Here is a 14,055-nt window from a genome sequence, read left to right on the forward strand (position 1 = left end):
CAGAATTGTATTGTGGTTCATCTTCGTGGGCCATGACAGTAGTGGGATGAATCACATACTTTCCGCTGCAGCGACGCAACGGTCTTCCGGAACGGCAGCTTCCCCGGCCCACGACGGACACGGCAGGTTTTCCAAGGCATCCGCCCTCGCGGTCCTGGTCTGCTGGTTGCTGGTGGTCTTTGACGGCTACGACCTCATTGTTTACGGCACGGTCCAGTCCTCCCTCATCTCGGAAACAGGTTGGGGCCTGACCAAGGCAACGGCCGGAACCATCGGATCGATGGCGTTCCTGGGAATGATGATCGGCGCGATCTTCGCTGGCCGCATGGCCGACTCCTGGGGACGCCGCCGCACCATCCTGGGCTGCGCCGTCGTCTTCTCTGTTTTTACGGTGCTCTGCGCCTTCGCTCCCAACGCCGCCATCTTCGGCATCCTTCGCCTCCTGGCAGGCGTCGGCCTCGGCGGCCTGGTGCCCTCCGCCAACGCCCTCGTGGCTGAACTGGTCCCTGCGAAGTGGCGGTCCACGATTGCCACTCTAATGATGTCCGGTGTCCCGATCGGCGGCTCCATCGCCGCGCTCGTGGGTATCCAGCTGATCCCGGCCTTCGGCTGGCAGTCCATGTTCCTGGTGGCCGTGCTGGCACTGGTGATCGTGGTGCCGCTCGGACTGAAATACCTGCCGGAAACGCTGGGTTCGGGGCAGGACACGCAGAGCCCGCCGGCCACGGCCGGCCACAAAGCCCGCGCCGGGTTCTCCTCCCTGCTTCGCGCCCCCTACCTCGGCATCAGCATGCTGTTCGCGGTTGCCACCATCGCCACCCTGTTCGCCTGGTACGGACTGGGGACCTGGCTGCCCAACCTGATGCAGCTGGCCGGCTACAACCTCGGCTCGGCGCTGACGTTCGCGCTGGCGCTGAACCTCGGTGCGGTGGCCGGATCGGTCATCACGGCATGGGCCGGTACCCGCTTCGGCCCTGTGCCGACAGCCATCGCCGCGGCGGTCGTCGCCGCCGGTGCGCTGGTAGTCCTCGTGACCGGACCGCCGGTAACGGTGGTGTACCTGATGCTGGTGCTTGCCGGCGTCGGAACCCACGGCACCCAATGCCTCATCATCGCTGCTGTCGCCAACCACTATCCCGCCCACCTGCGCGGCACCGCGCTGGGCTGGGCTCTGGGCACGGGCCGCATCGGCGCGGTCGCCGCACCCCAGGCCGGAGGCCTGCTGCTGGCCGCGGGGCTGGGTGTCAACTCAAACTTCCTGGCCTTCGCCGGGGCCGCAGCCATCGCCGCTGTGCTGCTCGCCGCCGTCGGCCTTCACTTGAAATCCAAAAACACATCAGCAACCACAGGAGTAAGCAATGTCTGAGCACGCAACGTCCACCGACGTCCTGGTCATCGGAGGGGGCATGGCCGGACTCGCCGGAGCCCTCGCCCTGCGCGAAAACGGCGCCGAGGTGACCCTGGTGGAGCGGGCGCCCGAATTCGGCGAAGTGGGGGCCGGACTGCAGATGGCACCCAACGCCTCCCGTGTACTGAAGCGCTGGGGCCTGCTGGAAAAGGCGCTGGAAATCGGGGTGCAGCCCAAGCACCTGGTGTTCCGTGACGCCGTCACCGGTGAGGAACTCACCCGTCAGACCCTCGGCGGCGAATTCGAGGAACGCTACGGTGCGCCGTATGTTGTGATCCACCGCAGCGACCTGCACCGCGTGCTGCTCGAAGGCTGCGAGGCTGCCGGCGTCAAGCTGGTCAACGACGTCCTCGTGGAAGGTGTCGAGACCGTGGACGGCAGGGGTGTGGCGCACACGGCGGCGGGCGTTGACTACTCGGCCGACGTGGTGATCGGTGCAGACGGGCTCAAGTCCACCCTCCGCCCGCTCGTCGCCAAGGACGAGCCGGTCTCCTCCGCCTACGTGGCCTACCGCGGAACTGTTCCCATCACGCCCACAACCCCCAAGACGGACCTTGAGGACGTCATCGTGTACCTCGGCCCGGACTGCCACCTTGTGCAGTACCCGCTGCGCAAGGGCGAGCTGCTCAACACGGTTGCCGTCTTCAAGTCCGCGTCGTTTGAGCGCGGCGAGGAGCAGTACGGGGGAGTGGATGAGCTTGAGGCCGCTTACAAAGACTGCGTTCCCGCCGTCCAGGAGGCCTTGAAGAACCTCGCCACCGGCATCCGCTGGCCGATGTACGACCGCGACCCGATCGAGAACTGGATATCCGGCCGGATGGTGCTGATGGGCGACGCCGCGCACCCCATGCTGCAGTATCTGGCCCAGGGCGCCTGCCAGGCGCTGGAGGATGCCGCCGCGTTGCAGGATGCCTCAATCGGAACCGTGTTCACCGCTGACGGGATCAATCCGTCCGGCTGGGACACGGCCATTCGTGACTTCAACGGCGCCCGCGCCGGCCGCACGGCACGCGTCCAGCGCACCGCCCGGGTGTGGGGTGAGTCGTGGCACGTCTCCGGCCTGGCCCGGACGCTGCGCAACCTGCTGTTCAAGAGCCGCAGGGACAACAACTTCCAGTACAACGACTGGCTGTACGGGGCGGACGGCGACGGCGTTCCCACCGTTGCGCCCAAACGGGTCACCGAGGGCGCGGCGGCGTAGGCTGCCGCCCGCTTAGCTGCCAGCCCCTTAACAGCAGCGGACGACGACGGGACCTCCCGCCGTCGTCCGCTGGCGTTTTGCGCATGGCTTAGTGAGTCCGCGCGTCAGAAAACAGACCAACCGGTGCGGTCGGAAAGATCGGCGAGGGCAGCTGTGCCGGCCAGGGAATTGCCCTTGGCGTCCAGCCGGGGACTCCACACGCAAATTGAACAGACACCCGGAACGATGACCAGGATGCCGCCGCCCACACCGCTCTTGCCCGGGAGGCCTACCCGGTACGCGAACTCTCCTGCGGCGTCGTACATACCGCAGGTCAGCATGATGGACCCGATGCGCTTGGCATCGCTGGGGGACAGGATACGGCCCAGCCGCCCGCGGCCTTCCCGGGCGAGGAAAAGGCCCGCTTGGGCCAACTCAACGCAGGTCATCATGATGGAGCATTGGCGGACGTAGTTTTGCACCACGGATTGAGCCGTCTGCTTCAGGTTGCCAAAGTCTTTCAGGAAATGGGCCAGCGCCAGGTTGCGGTTGCTGCCCAACAGCTCGCTGGATGCTGCCTCCTCATTGATGAACGGCCCACTGCTGCCAGCTTCTGCGGTGAGGAACCGCAGAAGCTGCTTGGCGGCGTCGGGCGTTCCTTCCATCAGGTGGTCCGTAACCACCAGCGCACCCGCATTGATAAAGGGGTTGCGCGGGACTCCGTGTTCCACCTCCAGCTGGACCAACGAGTTGAACGCGGTGCCGGAAGGTTCCCGCAGCACCCGGGACCACAGCCTGCCCGCGGGGTCACCCTGCAACGCCATTGCCAGCGTGAAGACTTTGGAAATGCTTTGGATGGAAAAGGGTACGTCCGCGTCGCCGGAACGGTAGACCTGCCCGGACGTCGTGGCAACGGCAATGCCGAACTTGTCAAAGGGAACTTCCGCCAGGAACGGGATGTTCGCCGGGACGGATCCTGCCTTCTGAAGGGGCCTGTGGCTGCGGACAATGTTGTTGAGGAGGGGGCCGAGCGGCGATGCTTCAAGCGCTGTGGTCATTTCCTGCCAGTCTGCCGTTTTGATGATCCCGCCCATTCCTGAATGTGGAGTAAGGCCACGAATGAGTCGCGGGGATTGCCGAAGTCCAGGCCGGTCACCCTGGAGGCCTTGCTGATGCGGTAGTAGACGGTGTTCTTGTGCAGCTTCATCCGTTGGGCGCATTCGGCAACGTCGAGGGAAGCGTCGAAGTACACCCGCAAGGTTTCCGCCAGCTCAGCATCCCCGCGCAGGAGGGCAGTGAAGCTGCGATGGCGGAATGTTGAGGAGGTGAAGGCCTGCACGGCTTCCCGGAAGAGGATCTCTCCTTCGAAATCGTCCACTGTGGCCACGGACGGCCCGGAGGGCTTTCCTGCACAGCCCAACAATGCTTCCGTGATCCGGGTGATGGAGTGGATGGACAACAGGTCCGGGACCACCGGGCCGACAGCGGCAAAAGCGGTGATTCCGAGGTGTTTGCCGGCGTCCCGCACAATGGCTTCGGCCAAGCCCCGGAGCCCTGATTCCGCTGCCGCGGCGTGCAGTCCGGGGATGATGACTGCGGTGTTCCCATTGAACTGCCCCACTACCGCCGAGGCCTTGAAGGCAGCTGCGTGGATGGACGCCAGATTGGCCAGTTCCCCATGTTTCAGCGCGGCATCATCGGCCTGGGCTTCCGCATCGGATATTCCAATAAGGAGCAGCGCGGCGGGACGGTCGGCAGGGATCTTCTCGCTGTGTGCGCTGGCTGACGCCTCCGCCGGGCCGGAAAGGATCCGCGCAATCCGGTCTTCGCGCATGTGCACGGACTGCTGGTTGCGGTACCGGATCAGCTCGGCGGAGGTCCGGGCGGCCGAACCTTTCAGCACATGTTCAACGTCAGGGCCGAAACCGTCGCCGGTTTCCTGGAGCCAGATATAGCCCATGATCCGATCCCCGGCGAACAGCGTAATGGCCACGCGTTCGCGGAGCCCGTCCTGCGGCCTTGCCGGCACCCGCACGGGGAGCCGTGTCCGGTGCAGTTCGCGGTAAGCTCCGAGGTCCTTCAGGAGCAGTTCATATTTCCGCGGTCCCCGGCGCGCCAGGATGGACGCCTTGCGCAGTTCGTCGATGTCATTGGACACCGTGGAATACGCGAGGACTTTGTTGGCGGCGTCTTCGATCACCACATGGCTCGAAGTGAGCCGGGCAGTGGTCTGGGCGATGGCAAAGAGGTCTTCCTCCAGCAGCGTCAGGACTTCGCTTTGGTAGCTGCGGGGCCGGATTCTGTCCTTGGCGATGGACAGCAGGCGGTCCCAGTCGGCGGACGGGTTCACCAGCAACAGGCCGGTGCCGGCGTCGCGCAGGAGCTCTTCGGCTTCGGAAAGCTCCTCACGGCTTCCCTTGACGGCCACCACCGGCGGGGCGCAGTGCCGCAGCCGCCGCAAGGCAGGCAAGGCCGACCTTCCACGCACGCCGATCAGCACGACAAAGGCGTCGTCACCGTTGCAGGTCTCGTCCTCGGCATCGACGATCAGGAAACGTTCGATCCCGGATCCGTTCGCCGGCCGGAGGATGAGGCTCGCGAACCCCAGGGGGAGATCCGAGAGGATGTCATCCACCGTCACCGAGGTCATGGGTTCCTTCCGGGTCGATCAGTCCCGGACGGCTCTGTCCGGTCTGCCCATCGTATCGACGGCCGGCTGCGCAGAATTTGTGGTGAAGCCCCAATTGGGCGGGTGTTTTTCGGTTGGCTTTCCAAGGCGGCGGGGAACGTGATGTCAACGCGTTGTGAAGCGGCAGGGGCTTGGAGCGGCGCGACAACGTGGCATCCGCTGACTACGCTCAAGCTATCCAGCAGACCACACTGTTGGCCCAGATGCGAAAGGCCCCGCTTCCTCTTTTGAGGGAAGCGGGGCCTTTCTACGTGGCGGTGACGGTGGGATTTGAAACCTTTTCCCCGCCTGCGCTGGCAAGGAAAAGCGCTAGATTCTGCGGAATTGGATCATGCCAGATCACGGCTTTTCACGCCGGGTGTGGGCAAAATGTGGGCAGCAATTGGGCAGGGGACATTGCGGGCCTTACGTCGGGCAGGGCCCGTCAGTCGGGCGTTGGCTGGAAAAGCTGAGGTTGCTCGACTCCGGCAGGAAAGTGGCAATCCAGGAAAGTCAGGTTCTTGGCGACCAGCGCTTCACTCTGCCCTGACAGGCCGACATTCTGGAAGACATCGGAGGTAAAGGTGCAGCGAGAAAACTTCAGATGGCCGCCTTCAGCGCCCACCCATGCCACGAGCGACCCAGATTGAAACTTACAATCGGTAAAAGAGACGTCAGCGCCAGCGGTGAAAATCGTAATTCTACCGCCGTCCAAAATTGCACTATAGAAGTGAATTGATTTGGGAGTATCCGAGTCGTCCTGCCCGCTTCCCATCCAGAGCGACCCTGTTTCTACAACTTCCACATCCGTCAGAACTAGCGACCCCCCAAATTTGCCGATAATTTGCATATCGCCGCCAATGTGAGCCCCGGCAATAGCCCTGTGCGAAGCTACCCGCGTTTGCCAAATTTGCAACTTACCGGCCTCGCTCAGATGCAAATCCCGGAAAACGGGAGATTCCCCACCGTTCGTGAGCTTGATTGTCGACCCGCCCCAGTACTTCGTGCCACCGTCAGGGCCCTTCAGCCTATCCAGGATTGTCTGCGAAATGGCTTCGGAAATTTCCTTCCGGACTTCCTCGGCATCTTGCGATTGGTTTGAGCGGTAATAAACGCAAAGGAGATTGATGCAAACCTGTCGTTCATCGGGGAACCCGGCGTCGGCCCAGTCGTCGGCCAAGGCTGCCAGGCTGTAAATCCCTGCTAGCCGGACGGCTAAATGCTCAGAGCCCAATTGTTCCGCGACTTTCGTGTATCTCTCCCGCAGATTCGAAGATATCGCGTCGCGTCGCCGGTCCTGGTCTAGCGCGTGCTGCCGATTTGCCACGTCCAATGCGTCGGCCGCCGTCTGTTGCGCCTTTGCGGCGGTAAGTTGAGCGTCGGCGGCTACGCGTTGGGTTTGTTCGGCCGTCAGCTGGCGACGGTAGGAGAGAAACAGGGTCACGCCGACGCCTAAGGCCGCCGCTGTTGTAACGGCGTTGCGTAGGATTTCAAACCATTTGTCCTGAGTAAGGCGGGGATCATGGCTGAGCGGGGACAGGTTGGCTGTCTCGTATGCCGCGAAGGCCCAGATCAGAGCCGTCAAGGCAGTGACGGAAACAACTACACCCAGCACGATAAGTTTCCAGAGTTTCATGGGTGGGCGTTCAGGCTTAGGCATGGCGCTCAGTCTATGGGTTGCCCCAAAAGAGGTAGGGCCCGGAAGGCTTAAAAATGCTTCCGGGCCCTACCTGTTATTGTCCTGGCGCTGGCCGCCCTACCGCTGCGACCATCGTTCCCTTGTCCGGCTAGAAAGGGAACCCAAGGGAACCGACCGGGGGTGACGTTGACGCCAGGACAAAAACTATGCGGTCAGATCAACGACACGCAGCGTCTTCAGCGACGTGATTTCCAGACCGACGCGGACTTCTGCGCGGAAGACTGCCTGGTTACGGCGGAACAGGTCGACCGTTTCCGGCGCGGCTTCCGTGCCCGTGTTCGCGTGGTACGGGTTCCACGCCAGCTGCAGGCTGTTGCGGTACAGCAGCGTAATCGTCGTCAAATCGCCCACCACAGCCTGCCCGGCCGGGATACCCGGCACCAGCGTCACGGGGACGTTCCACAGGGTGCGGGCGACCGCCTGGCCGGGTGCCTGCGGGAGCAGGAAACGCCCCTCACCGTCCAGCATGGTTTCGATTTCTTCCCAGTCGGCCGGGTTCAGCACGATGCCCGTTGCGGCGACTCCGGCCGTTTCGAGTTGGCCCAGTGCCCGGCGAATGCTCAGCAGTTTGTTGGTGGTGAACGCAGTCTGTGCAATGCCGGTCGTCGTCAGGATGCCCGACACCGGGTTGCCGTTCTCAGACGTGCCGCCGTTCAGGATGAAGTCAGAAACTGCACTGTCCACGCCGTAGGACATTTCAACGGCGAGGAAGTTTTCGAGTCCGGCGTAATCGGCCAGCCACTGCAGCTGCACGGGCTCCGAAACGTGCGCGATGGTAGCAATTTCCCACGTCACCGGTTCAAGCTCGTATACCGATTCCGGCTTCAAAGCCCCGTTCACGACAGTATCGGCGTTGTTGGTTCGCACGGTCTGCCGCAGGTAGCTGCCCGACGGTGTCTCAACAGGAAGGCTGCCAACGGCCGAGAGCAGGTGATGCGCCGCGCCGGGGTCGTGAATGATCGTTTCCCCGTTGAGGAACGGGGCAGTTACCGCACCGGTAGGGACAAGGGCCTTCTTCAGCGCAGGGCCGCCCACGAGCGGCGCGGCCTGCTCCAAAGCCTTCAGCATGCCACCAGCGAACTTGGCCGCCTTCGCCGCCTGCCCCGACCGGCCAAGACCACCCACGGAGTTGTCCGCGCCGGGCCCGCCCACAGTGCTGCCGATGCCCTGCATCCCGTCCAGCGCGGACTTCGCAGCGTCCTGGGAAGCAATGACGGCCTGCACGGCCTTGCGTTCCTTCACAAGCTCGGTAGCCCTGGCCGCGCCGGCCTCGCTAAGTGTCCCGGCTTCGGCCTTCGCAATGATATCGTCGGCTTCGCGGTTGAGTGTCGCCAGCTGCTCGCGTGGTGTTGGCATTTTGGTTCCTCCAAGGGATTCGAACGGTGCGGTGATGTCTGATTCCACGATGGCGGGGAATCAGGCGAAATGTGGCAAAAATTGGTGCCCACTTGAGCAGCATGCTCAGACAAACAAGGGCATGCAGTCAAAATAGGCAGTTGCAAGGGGTATCTGGGATATCGACCGCCCAGCCAAGGGGCCCCCTATGCCGGTAGCTCGCACACAAAACGGAGCTACCGGCGCGGGCAGGATCGGGCAGGGGCCAGCGATCCGGACGCCCCTACCCCTGGGGCCCGTTGCTTTCCGGTCGGCCCTGCCCCGGTCAGGCCGCGCGGCGGCGGCGGCGGCGTTCGCGTTTGCGGTCTGCTGGTGTGGTGCCGCCCCATACGCCGTGTGTGGTGTTCGCGGCTGTTGCGTAGTTTCTGCAGGCTGTGAGCCAGCTGCAGGCGTTGCATAGGGCTGCTGCGCGGCGTTGTTCTTTGGGGTTGTCTGAGAACCATTCGGTGCCGCCTGTGCAGGGAAGTGTCGCGTCGCTGCTGGTTCGGAGCAGTTCGCGGAATTCTGGCAGGTCGGCGTCGTCGTCGCGTGTGGTGTCGCGGCTCATGGCTGGCTGCCTGCGGGGACGTGGACGGCGTGCAGCAGCGGGTTGTAGAAGTTGGTGTCTACGCTGATGTGGCTGAGCAGCGCGGCGGCGGCGAACTCGCCGACAGTGACGTAGAGGCCGGTCTGGCGTTGCATCTCGTGTTTCCAGCTGTACGCGGAGCGTGGACGGGATTGATATCGGGTTGCGGGTGCCAGGTTCGCTTCGATCCAGTGGAGGGCGGCGTGGATGCGGACGCGGGCCGGGGGTGTAAGTAGTTCGGCGCGGGCGGCGTCACTGATTTGCTTGCCTGGGGGGTTGCCGTATCCGAGGCGGTGCAGGTGCGGGTGTTCGTTCAGTAGGGCCTGGACCTTGCGGACGTCGATCATGTTTCTGTCGCTTTCGCTGTGTGGTGCTGTTGGTTGCGGGAGCGCCAGGTTTTCTTGGGTGGGGTGGGTGGTTTTTAGCTGCTGGACAGGGTGGACAGGGTCACTCCAATAACCTCCTATATGAGTAGCTTTATAGGGTTCATCAGACCTACCCTGTCCACCCTGTCCAGCCTTGATTTTCCGGGGTTTTTCATCGGCTGAACCTGATGCCTTCCCACACGGTTTCCTTCCCCTGCAGGGCAGTCGGCGATAGCGGGTAGAGCCGTGACAGGTTCCCCGGGTTGTTGACTCTGCGCTTCCCTGCTGAGTGCTGTTTCATGGCTGGTTGGTTCTCTAAGCGGGCTGTGAATGTCGGGGCAGACCATTCCCTGTGGTTCTGCCCTTTCAGCCATTGGTTGAAGCCTTCGAGTAGGTCGGCGCTGAGGATTGCCGACGTGGAGTCGAATTCGACATGCTCCCGCATGTAGGACCAAACCACGTCAGAATCGGCGCGCCAGGCGTCGGTGTCGGCTTCGACGTCCTGCGGCAGCGGCGGCATGACCCGGTGATTCTCGTACCATGTCAGCGCCCCTTCGACGATCCAGGCCAGCACGGCTTCGCGGGCCTGCTGGTTTCGCACGAGCCTGTCACGCAGTCCTTGGTCGCCTTCCCGGTGGTGGGCTTCTGTGGGTATCTGCCCTGGCTTCAGGAACTGATATGGGAAGGTGACTAGGGCGAGACGTCGCCAGGTGCCGTGGTCGGTTTCGTCGACGCGTGGCTTGTAATTCGAGGTCAGGAATAGGCTGTGTGTTGCTCGCCAGGTGATGGAGTCCTGCCGGATGCGCCGCGCCGTCATGGTCGGCGTGCCTACGGTGTCCTTCAGGCGCTTCACGTTTAGGTGCCGGGCTTCGGGTGTTTCTTCGATCAGTGCGAGGCGGGCTCCCTGCAGGGTGGTTAGTTCGGTCGGGTGGTCGCTGGGGTTTGCCAGTAGAACCCGTTCGGGGACGGGCACGGCGTGCGCGCCGAGGGCATGCAGCACGGCGGACACGATGGTGGATTTTCCGTTTTCGCCGCCGCCTGTGAGTACTGGCATGATGTCGTCCGGTGCTGGGTGTCCGGTTGCTGCCTGTCCGAAGCGCACTTGAAGCCAGTATTTCACCGGGTCGGGCAGGGCTGTCAGGGCCTTGTCCCAGTCGGCATGCCTTGCCCCGGGGGTGTAGTTCGTGGTTGTGGCCTTGGTGAACAGGTAGTGCGGGGAATGCTCGACCAGCTGCCCGCTGGCCAGGTCTACTACGCCGTTGCCGACGTTCAGCAGGTCGTAGTGCTGGTCAAAGGATGCGCCGTCGACTTCAAGGATTCCTTTCACGAGCCCGGTTACGGCGCGAATTTTTCCGGCTGTCAGGAGTGATGCCAGTTTCTTCGCGCGGTCGTAGCCTGCTCCGTCGCTAATTTCCTGGTTGTAGAGTGCCCGGAATTGCTGGCGGACGATCTCGGTGATGGCTGCGTCGGTCACGGCTTTCCAGACGCCGTTTTTGTAGGTGAGCCAGCCGAGGCCGCCAGCCCAGCAGGTCGTGGCGCGCAGCTGGTCCGCCGTCCATTGTGCCAAGGGGGAATCGTCTAGGGGCTTGTCACCTTGGGCGGAAGCCGCTGTGTGGCGTTCTGCCGCGTTAGAGGTGTCGGTGGGAGTGGTTGTCCCGGCGGCTGCCCGCGCGGGCCGTGGCCGGGGTTCGCCGTATCCCTTGTCTCGTAATGCTGAGGCTGCGGCCGAGTGGTCGCCGTTGTGGTGCAGGAGGGCGTAGGCATGAAATTTTGTGACGGGTTCTTCGGCGGGGAATGGGGTGGAGGTGCTGAACACGAATAGGCGGTCCCGGCCTTTGTCCCTGCCGGTGGTGGCGGACTCGCCGTCCGTTTTGCCGGGGCGCCGCCAGTAGCTGGCTCCGCTGGCGTCTTTGCGGAGGTGTGCCCATCCGGCTGGGGAGAGTATGTCTTCCCAGCTTGTTTTCGCTTCGTAGTCGTCGCCGGGTGTTATACCGTCGTGGGCTCCGGATTGTGTGGGACCGGTGAAGATTCCGGCCGGTTGGGGGTGGGGGCTGGTTGCGGTGTCTTGCACGCCGAGGCTGCCGAACAGGGCGCAAAGCTGCGCGTATTCGTCAGTGGTGATTTGGGCCGCCGTGCTGGGGCCGCCAGCGATTCTGGCCCAGCGCTTCCCGTCCTCGCGCCTGGACGGGGCTATGACGACATAGCCGCCGAATCCGCGTGTCTCGCTGATCACGAATCCTTGGGCGTCTTTGGCTAGTTTCGTGTTGCCTGGCACTTCTCCGTCGATGCGGACGTGCCAGTGGTAGCCGCCAGATGGGGAGGACTCGAACCAGCCTTTTGTGATTCGCTGCCAAAGTTCGGCTATGCCGGACGCCATTGCAATTTCTGCCAGCACGGGCATTTGGTTCTTCGCCCGTCCTTCTAGCTCAAACATCAGATGCCCACCGGGGCCCGTAAGTGCCGCTATCTGGTGCGACGTTCCGGGGCTCCACCATGCGTCTTGCTGTGCGGGAGTGGCCGGGCGGCTCTGCAGTCCTTTCCATGAGGGAAGCGCCGGGCTTTTGTCGGGCTTCACGGGGAGGGCGGTAAAGCCTGCGTCAGCTAGTTCGCGGGCGGCTTCCCTGCGCGCGTCAAGTTCCTCGCCGCCTGGCGTTGGTACGGGTGTCATTTCGGCCTTTCAGCAAGTTGGAAGGTGGGGCGGCGGGTTACGCGGAAAGTGCGGGTTCTTCGCCTGTGCGCTGCACTGTGTTGGCGTCCAGCCAGCCGTCGACGTCGGTTTGCCGGTAGCGGACTCCGCGTCCGACCTTGACGAACCTCGGGCCGATTCCTTGGTAGCGCCACTGCGCCAGGGAAGCGGGCGTTTTGTCGAGCATCCGGCCGAGTTCTGCGGGGGTAAGGAGTTTGGTTTCCATGACGGGACCCTTCGTTCGCTTGAAGTAGTCGACTTTTCGACTACTTCAAATAACATCATGGTAATTCGCGGGGTGTCAAGTAGTCGAGTATTCGGTTAGTCTGGATAGCGTGAACACTCAAATGAGCTTGGCCGCCGTTATTGGGATGAACGCGCGGAAGATCAGGACGAACAACGGCGTGACCTTGGAAGCGCTGGCAGCGGAAGCGCGGAATTTGGGGCTGAAGTGGTCCACGGCCCGCGTCGTAGACCTGGAACGCGGAAAGCTCAATCCCACCTTGCCGATGCTTATCGCCCTAGCTCTCGCACTAGGACGCACGACGCGGGGCGACGTCCGCCTGCCCGACCTGGTGGGATATGACGGGCCCGTTGAAGTTACAGACAAGGTAACGGCTCCGGGCAGCGACTTGAAAAGCGCTCTGAACGGCGAGCCCGTACGGCTGTGGGGGAGGACTCTGGCCGCTGTCGCAAAGACAGCTGAGCAGTACCCCGCCAGCTGGACCTTTCAAGACGCCCTGGCGCACGAGTCGTACGGGCTCGGGGACGAGCGGGCCGCGCGGAAATTGGGCTGGGACAAAGAAAAAATGATCACCAAATCCCTGCAGCTGTGGGGTCGCAGCCTGTCAACGGAACGCGACGCGAGGGCCGGGGAGAACTCAACCGCCCAAGGGCGCGGGCAAATCAGCAGAACACTTATCACCGAACTGCGGGCAGCCGACAATGGCGACGATTGAGCCTTACGAAACGACGGCCGGGAAGCGTTACCGCGTCCGCTACCGCAAGCCCGACCGCACACAAACCGATAAGCGCGGCTTCAAGACCAAACGCGACGCCGAACTGTTCCTAGCCTCTGTGGAGGTTTCCAAGGCGCGCGGCGAGTTCATCGACGCCACAGCCGCAAAGGCTCTAATCGGGCCGCTTGGGGCAGAATGGCTGGCCCGGCAAACCCACCTCAAACCGTCCGCATACCGGCCGGTGGAATCCGCCTGGCGAAACCATGTGCTGCCACGGTGGGGCCAGGTGGCCGTGGCCGACGTACGCAAGACGGCGGTCCAGCAATGGGTATCGGAAATGACACAGGGGGACGCCACAGCGACGCCGCCCCGGAAACCCAAAGGGGCCACGCTAGTAATCCGCGCCTACGGCGTTCTAGCCGCCGTCCTGGACGACGCCGTGAGTGACCGCCGGACCATGAGCAATCCCGCCCGGGGCATCAGTCTCCCGCGCAAGGTAAAGAAGCCGCACGTCTACCTCAGCCACGAGCAGGTGCACACCCTGGCCGCTGCCAGCAAGTACCCCACGCTCGTCCTCGTGCTGGCCTACTGCGGCCTGCGGTGGGGTGAAGCGACAGGGCTGCGCGTCAAACACCTGGACATGCTGCGGCGGCGATTCCTGATAGAGGAAAACGCCGTTCAGGTCGGCTCAGTGATCGAGGTTGGCACCCCCAAGAACCACAAGAAGCGGACGGTGCCCTTCCCACGGTTTTTGGGGGAGCAGCTGGCCCGGCAGTGCGAGGGGAAGGGCAGGGAAGACTTGGTGTTCCCGGGAGAGAACGGGCACCACTTGCGACTGGCCCGCGTGCACGAGGACAACATGAGTTGGTTCGCCGGTGCGGTGAAGCGTTCCGGCGTCCCTCGGATCACTCCGCACGACCTGAGGCATTCGGCGGCGAGCTTCGCTGTATCGGCTGGCGCGAACGTCAAAGCAGTGCAGAAAATGCTGGGTCACAGTTCGGCGGCCATGACGCTGGACGTCTACGCGGACCTGTTTGACGGGGATTTGGACGCCGTTTCAGACGCCCTAGATCACGCTGTATCTGCGGCGAATGTGGGCAAAATGTGGGCAAGCCCCTAAATCCGACAAA

The 14,055-nt window shown here is 63.3% G+C and carries 12 protein-coding genes; 4 read left to right on the forward strand and 8 right to left on the reverse strand.

Annotated features, from left to right (window positions below; all coding sequences use genetic code 11):
* Positions 1-46: 46 nt before the first annotated feature.
* Both BACI348_RS04245 and BACI348_RS04250 read left to right on the forward strand, forming a co-directional pair.
* Positions 47-1,366, forward strand: a complete 1,320-nt coding sequence (locus BACI348_RS04245; RefSeq protein WP_159824100.1) for an MFS transporter — start codon at positions 47-49, stop codon at positions 1,364-1,366.
* Complete coding sequence (locus BACI348_RS04250; RefSeq protein WP_159824101.1) at positions 1,359-2,609, forward strand: FAD-dependent oxidoreductase; 1,251 nt, start codon at positions 1,359-1,361, stop codon at positions 2,607-2,609. Before BACI348_RS04245 ends, BACI348_RS04250 begins: the two co-directional genes overlap by 8 nt.
* 104 nt (positions 2,610-2,713) lie before the next feature.
* Here the strand turns inward: BACI348_RS04250 and BACI348_RS04255 are convergent, their stop codons facing one another.
* The 8 genes from BACI348_RS04255 to BACI348_RS04290 all read right to left on the reverse strand — a co-directional run bounded on the left by BACI348_RS04255 (position 2,714) and on the right by BACI348_RS04290 (position 12,192).
* Complete coding sequence (locus BACI348_RS04255) at positions 2,714-3,646, reverse strand: glutaminase (RefSeq protein WP_159824102.1); 933 nt, start codon at positions 3,644-3,646, stop codon at positions 2,714-2,716.
* Positions 3,643-5,238: a PucR family transcriptional regulator gene (locus tag BACI348_RS04260; RefSeq protein ID WP_159824103.1), complete on the reverse strand. Its 1,596-nt coding sequence runs from the start codon at positions 5,236-5,238 to the stop codon at positions 3,643-3,645. The genes BACI348_RS04255 and BACI348_RS04260 overlap by 4 nt, the downstream gene beginning before the upstream one ends.
* 463 nt (positions 5,239-5,701) lie before the next feature.
* Positions 5,702-6,916 carry a hypothetical protein gene (locus BACI348_RS04265; protein ID WP_159824104.1) on the reverse strand — a complete coding sequence of 405 codons (1,215 nt, stop codon included), beginning with the start codon at positions 6,914-6,916 and terminating at the stop codon, positions 5,702-5,704.
* Positions 6,917-7,099: 183 nt separating this feature from the next.
* Entirely contained in the window at positions 7,100-8,311 is a 1,212-nt protein-coding gene (locus tag BACI348_RS04270; RefSeq protein WP_159824105.1) for a phage major capsid protein, read from the reverse strand.
* A gap of 304 nt (positions 8,312-8,615) precedes the next feature.
* Positions 8,616-8,897, reverse strand: coding sequence for a WhiB family transcriptional regulator (locus BACI348_RS04275; protein ID WP_159824106.1), 282 nt, complete (start codon positions 8,895-8,897; stop codon positions 8,616-8,618).
* Positions 8,894-9,262, reverse strand: a complete 369-nt coding sequence (locus BACI348_RS04280; RefSeq protein ID WP_159824107.1) for a hypothetical protein — start codon at positions 9,260-9,262, stop codon at positions 8,894-8,896. The genes BACI348_RS04275 and BACI348_RS04280 overlap by 4 nt, the downstream gene beginning before the upstream one ends.
* A gap of 190 nt (positions 9,263-9,452) precedes the next feature.
* The gene (locus tag BACI348_RS04285; protein WP_159824108.1) at positions 9,453-11,948 is read right to left on the reverse strand and encodes a phage/plasmid primase, P4 family; all 2,496 of its coding nucleotides are present in this window, start codon (positions 11,946-11,948) and stop codon (positions 9,453-9,455) included.
* Between the two features lie 37 nt (positions 11,949-11,985).
* Entirely contained in the window at positions 11,986-12,192 is a 207-nt protein-coding gene (locus BACI348_RS04290) for a helix-turn-helix transcriptional regulator (RefSeq protein WP_159824109.1), read from the reverse strand.
* A 121-nt stretch (positions 12,193-12,313) separates the two neighbouring features.
* Between BACI348_RS04290 and BACI348_RS04295 the strand changes: the two genes are divergently transcribed.
* Together BACI348_RS04295 and BACI348_RS04300 are read left to right on the forward strand one after the other, a co-directional pair.
* Entirely contained in the window at positions 12,314-12,925 is a 612-nt protein-coding gene (locus BACI348_RS04295) for a helix-turn-helix domain-containing protein (RefSeq protein WP_159824110.1), read from the forward strand.
* On the forward strand, positions 12,912-14,045 hold the full coding sequence (locus BACI348_RS04300; protein WP_159824111.1) for a site-specific integrase: 1,134 nt from the start codon (positions 12,912-12,914) through the stop codon (positions 14,043-14,045). The genes BACI348_RS04295 and BACI348_RS04300 overlap by 14 nt, the downstream gene beginning before the upstream one ends.
* The last annotated feature ends 10 nt before the right edge of the window (positions 14,046-14,055 follow it).

It is taken from the genome of Arthrobacter sp. 9AX (assembly GCF_902506095.1).
GTDB lineage: Bacteria > Actinomycetota > Actinomycetes > Actinomycetales > Micrococcaceae > Arthrobacter.

Coding starts and splice junctions, on each gene's coding strand:
- BACI348_RS04245 (WP_159824100.1), top strand. CDS start 47: ATGAATCACATACTTTCCGCTGCAGCGACGCAACGGTCTTCCGGAACG.
- BACI348_RS04250 (WP_159824101.1), top strand. CDS start 1,359: ATGTCTGAGCACGCAACGTCCACCGACGTCCTGGTCATCGGAGGGGGC.
- BACI348_RS04255 (WP_159824102.1), bottom strand. CDS start 3,646: ATGACCACAGCGCTTGAAGCATCGCCGCTCGGCCCCCTCCTCAACAAC.
- BACI348_RS04260 (WP_159824103.1), bottom strand. CDS start 5,238: ATGACCTCGGTGACGGTGGATGACATCCTCTCGGATCTCCCCCTGGGG.
- BACI348_RS04265 (WP_159824104.1), bottom strand. CDS start 6,916: ATGCCTAAGCCTGAACGCCCACCCATGAAACTCTGGAAACTTATCGTG.
- BACI348_RS04270 (WP_159824105.1), bottom strand. CDS start 8,311: ATGCCAACACCACGCGAGCAGCTGGCGACACTCAACCGCGAAGCCGAC.
- BACI348_RS04275 (WP_159824106.1), bottom strand. CDS start 8,897: ATGAGCCGCGACACCACACGCGACGACGACGCCGACCTGCCAGAATTC.
- BACI348_RS04280 (WP_159824107.1), bottom strand. CDS start 9,262: ATGATCGACGTCCGCAAGGTCCAGGCCCTACTGAACGAACACCCGCAC.
- BACI348_RS04285 (WP_159824108.1), bottom strand. CDS start 11,948: ATGACACCCGTACCAACGCCAGGCGGCGAGGAACTTGACGCGCGCAGG.
- BACI348_RS04290 (WP_159824109.1), bottom strand. CDS start 12,192: ATGGAAACCAAACTCCTTACCCCCGCAGAACTCGGCCGGATGCTCGAC.
- BACI348_RS04295 (WP_159824110.1), top strand. CDS start 12,314: ATGAGCTTGGCCGCCGTTATTGGGATGAACGCGCGGAAGATCAGGACG.
- BACI348_RS04300 (WP_159824111.1), top strand. CDS start 12,912: ATGGCGACGATTGAGCCTTACGAAACGACGGCCGGGAAGCGTTACCGC.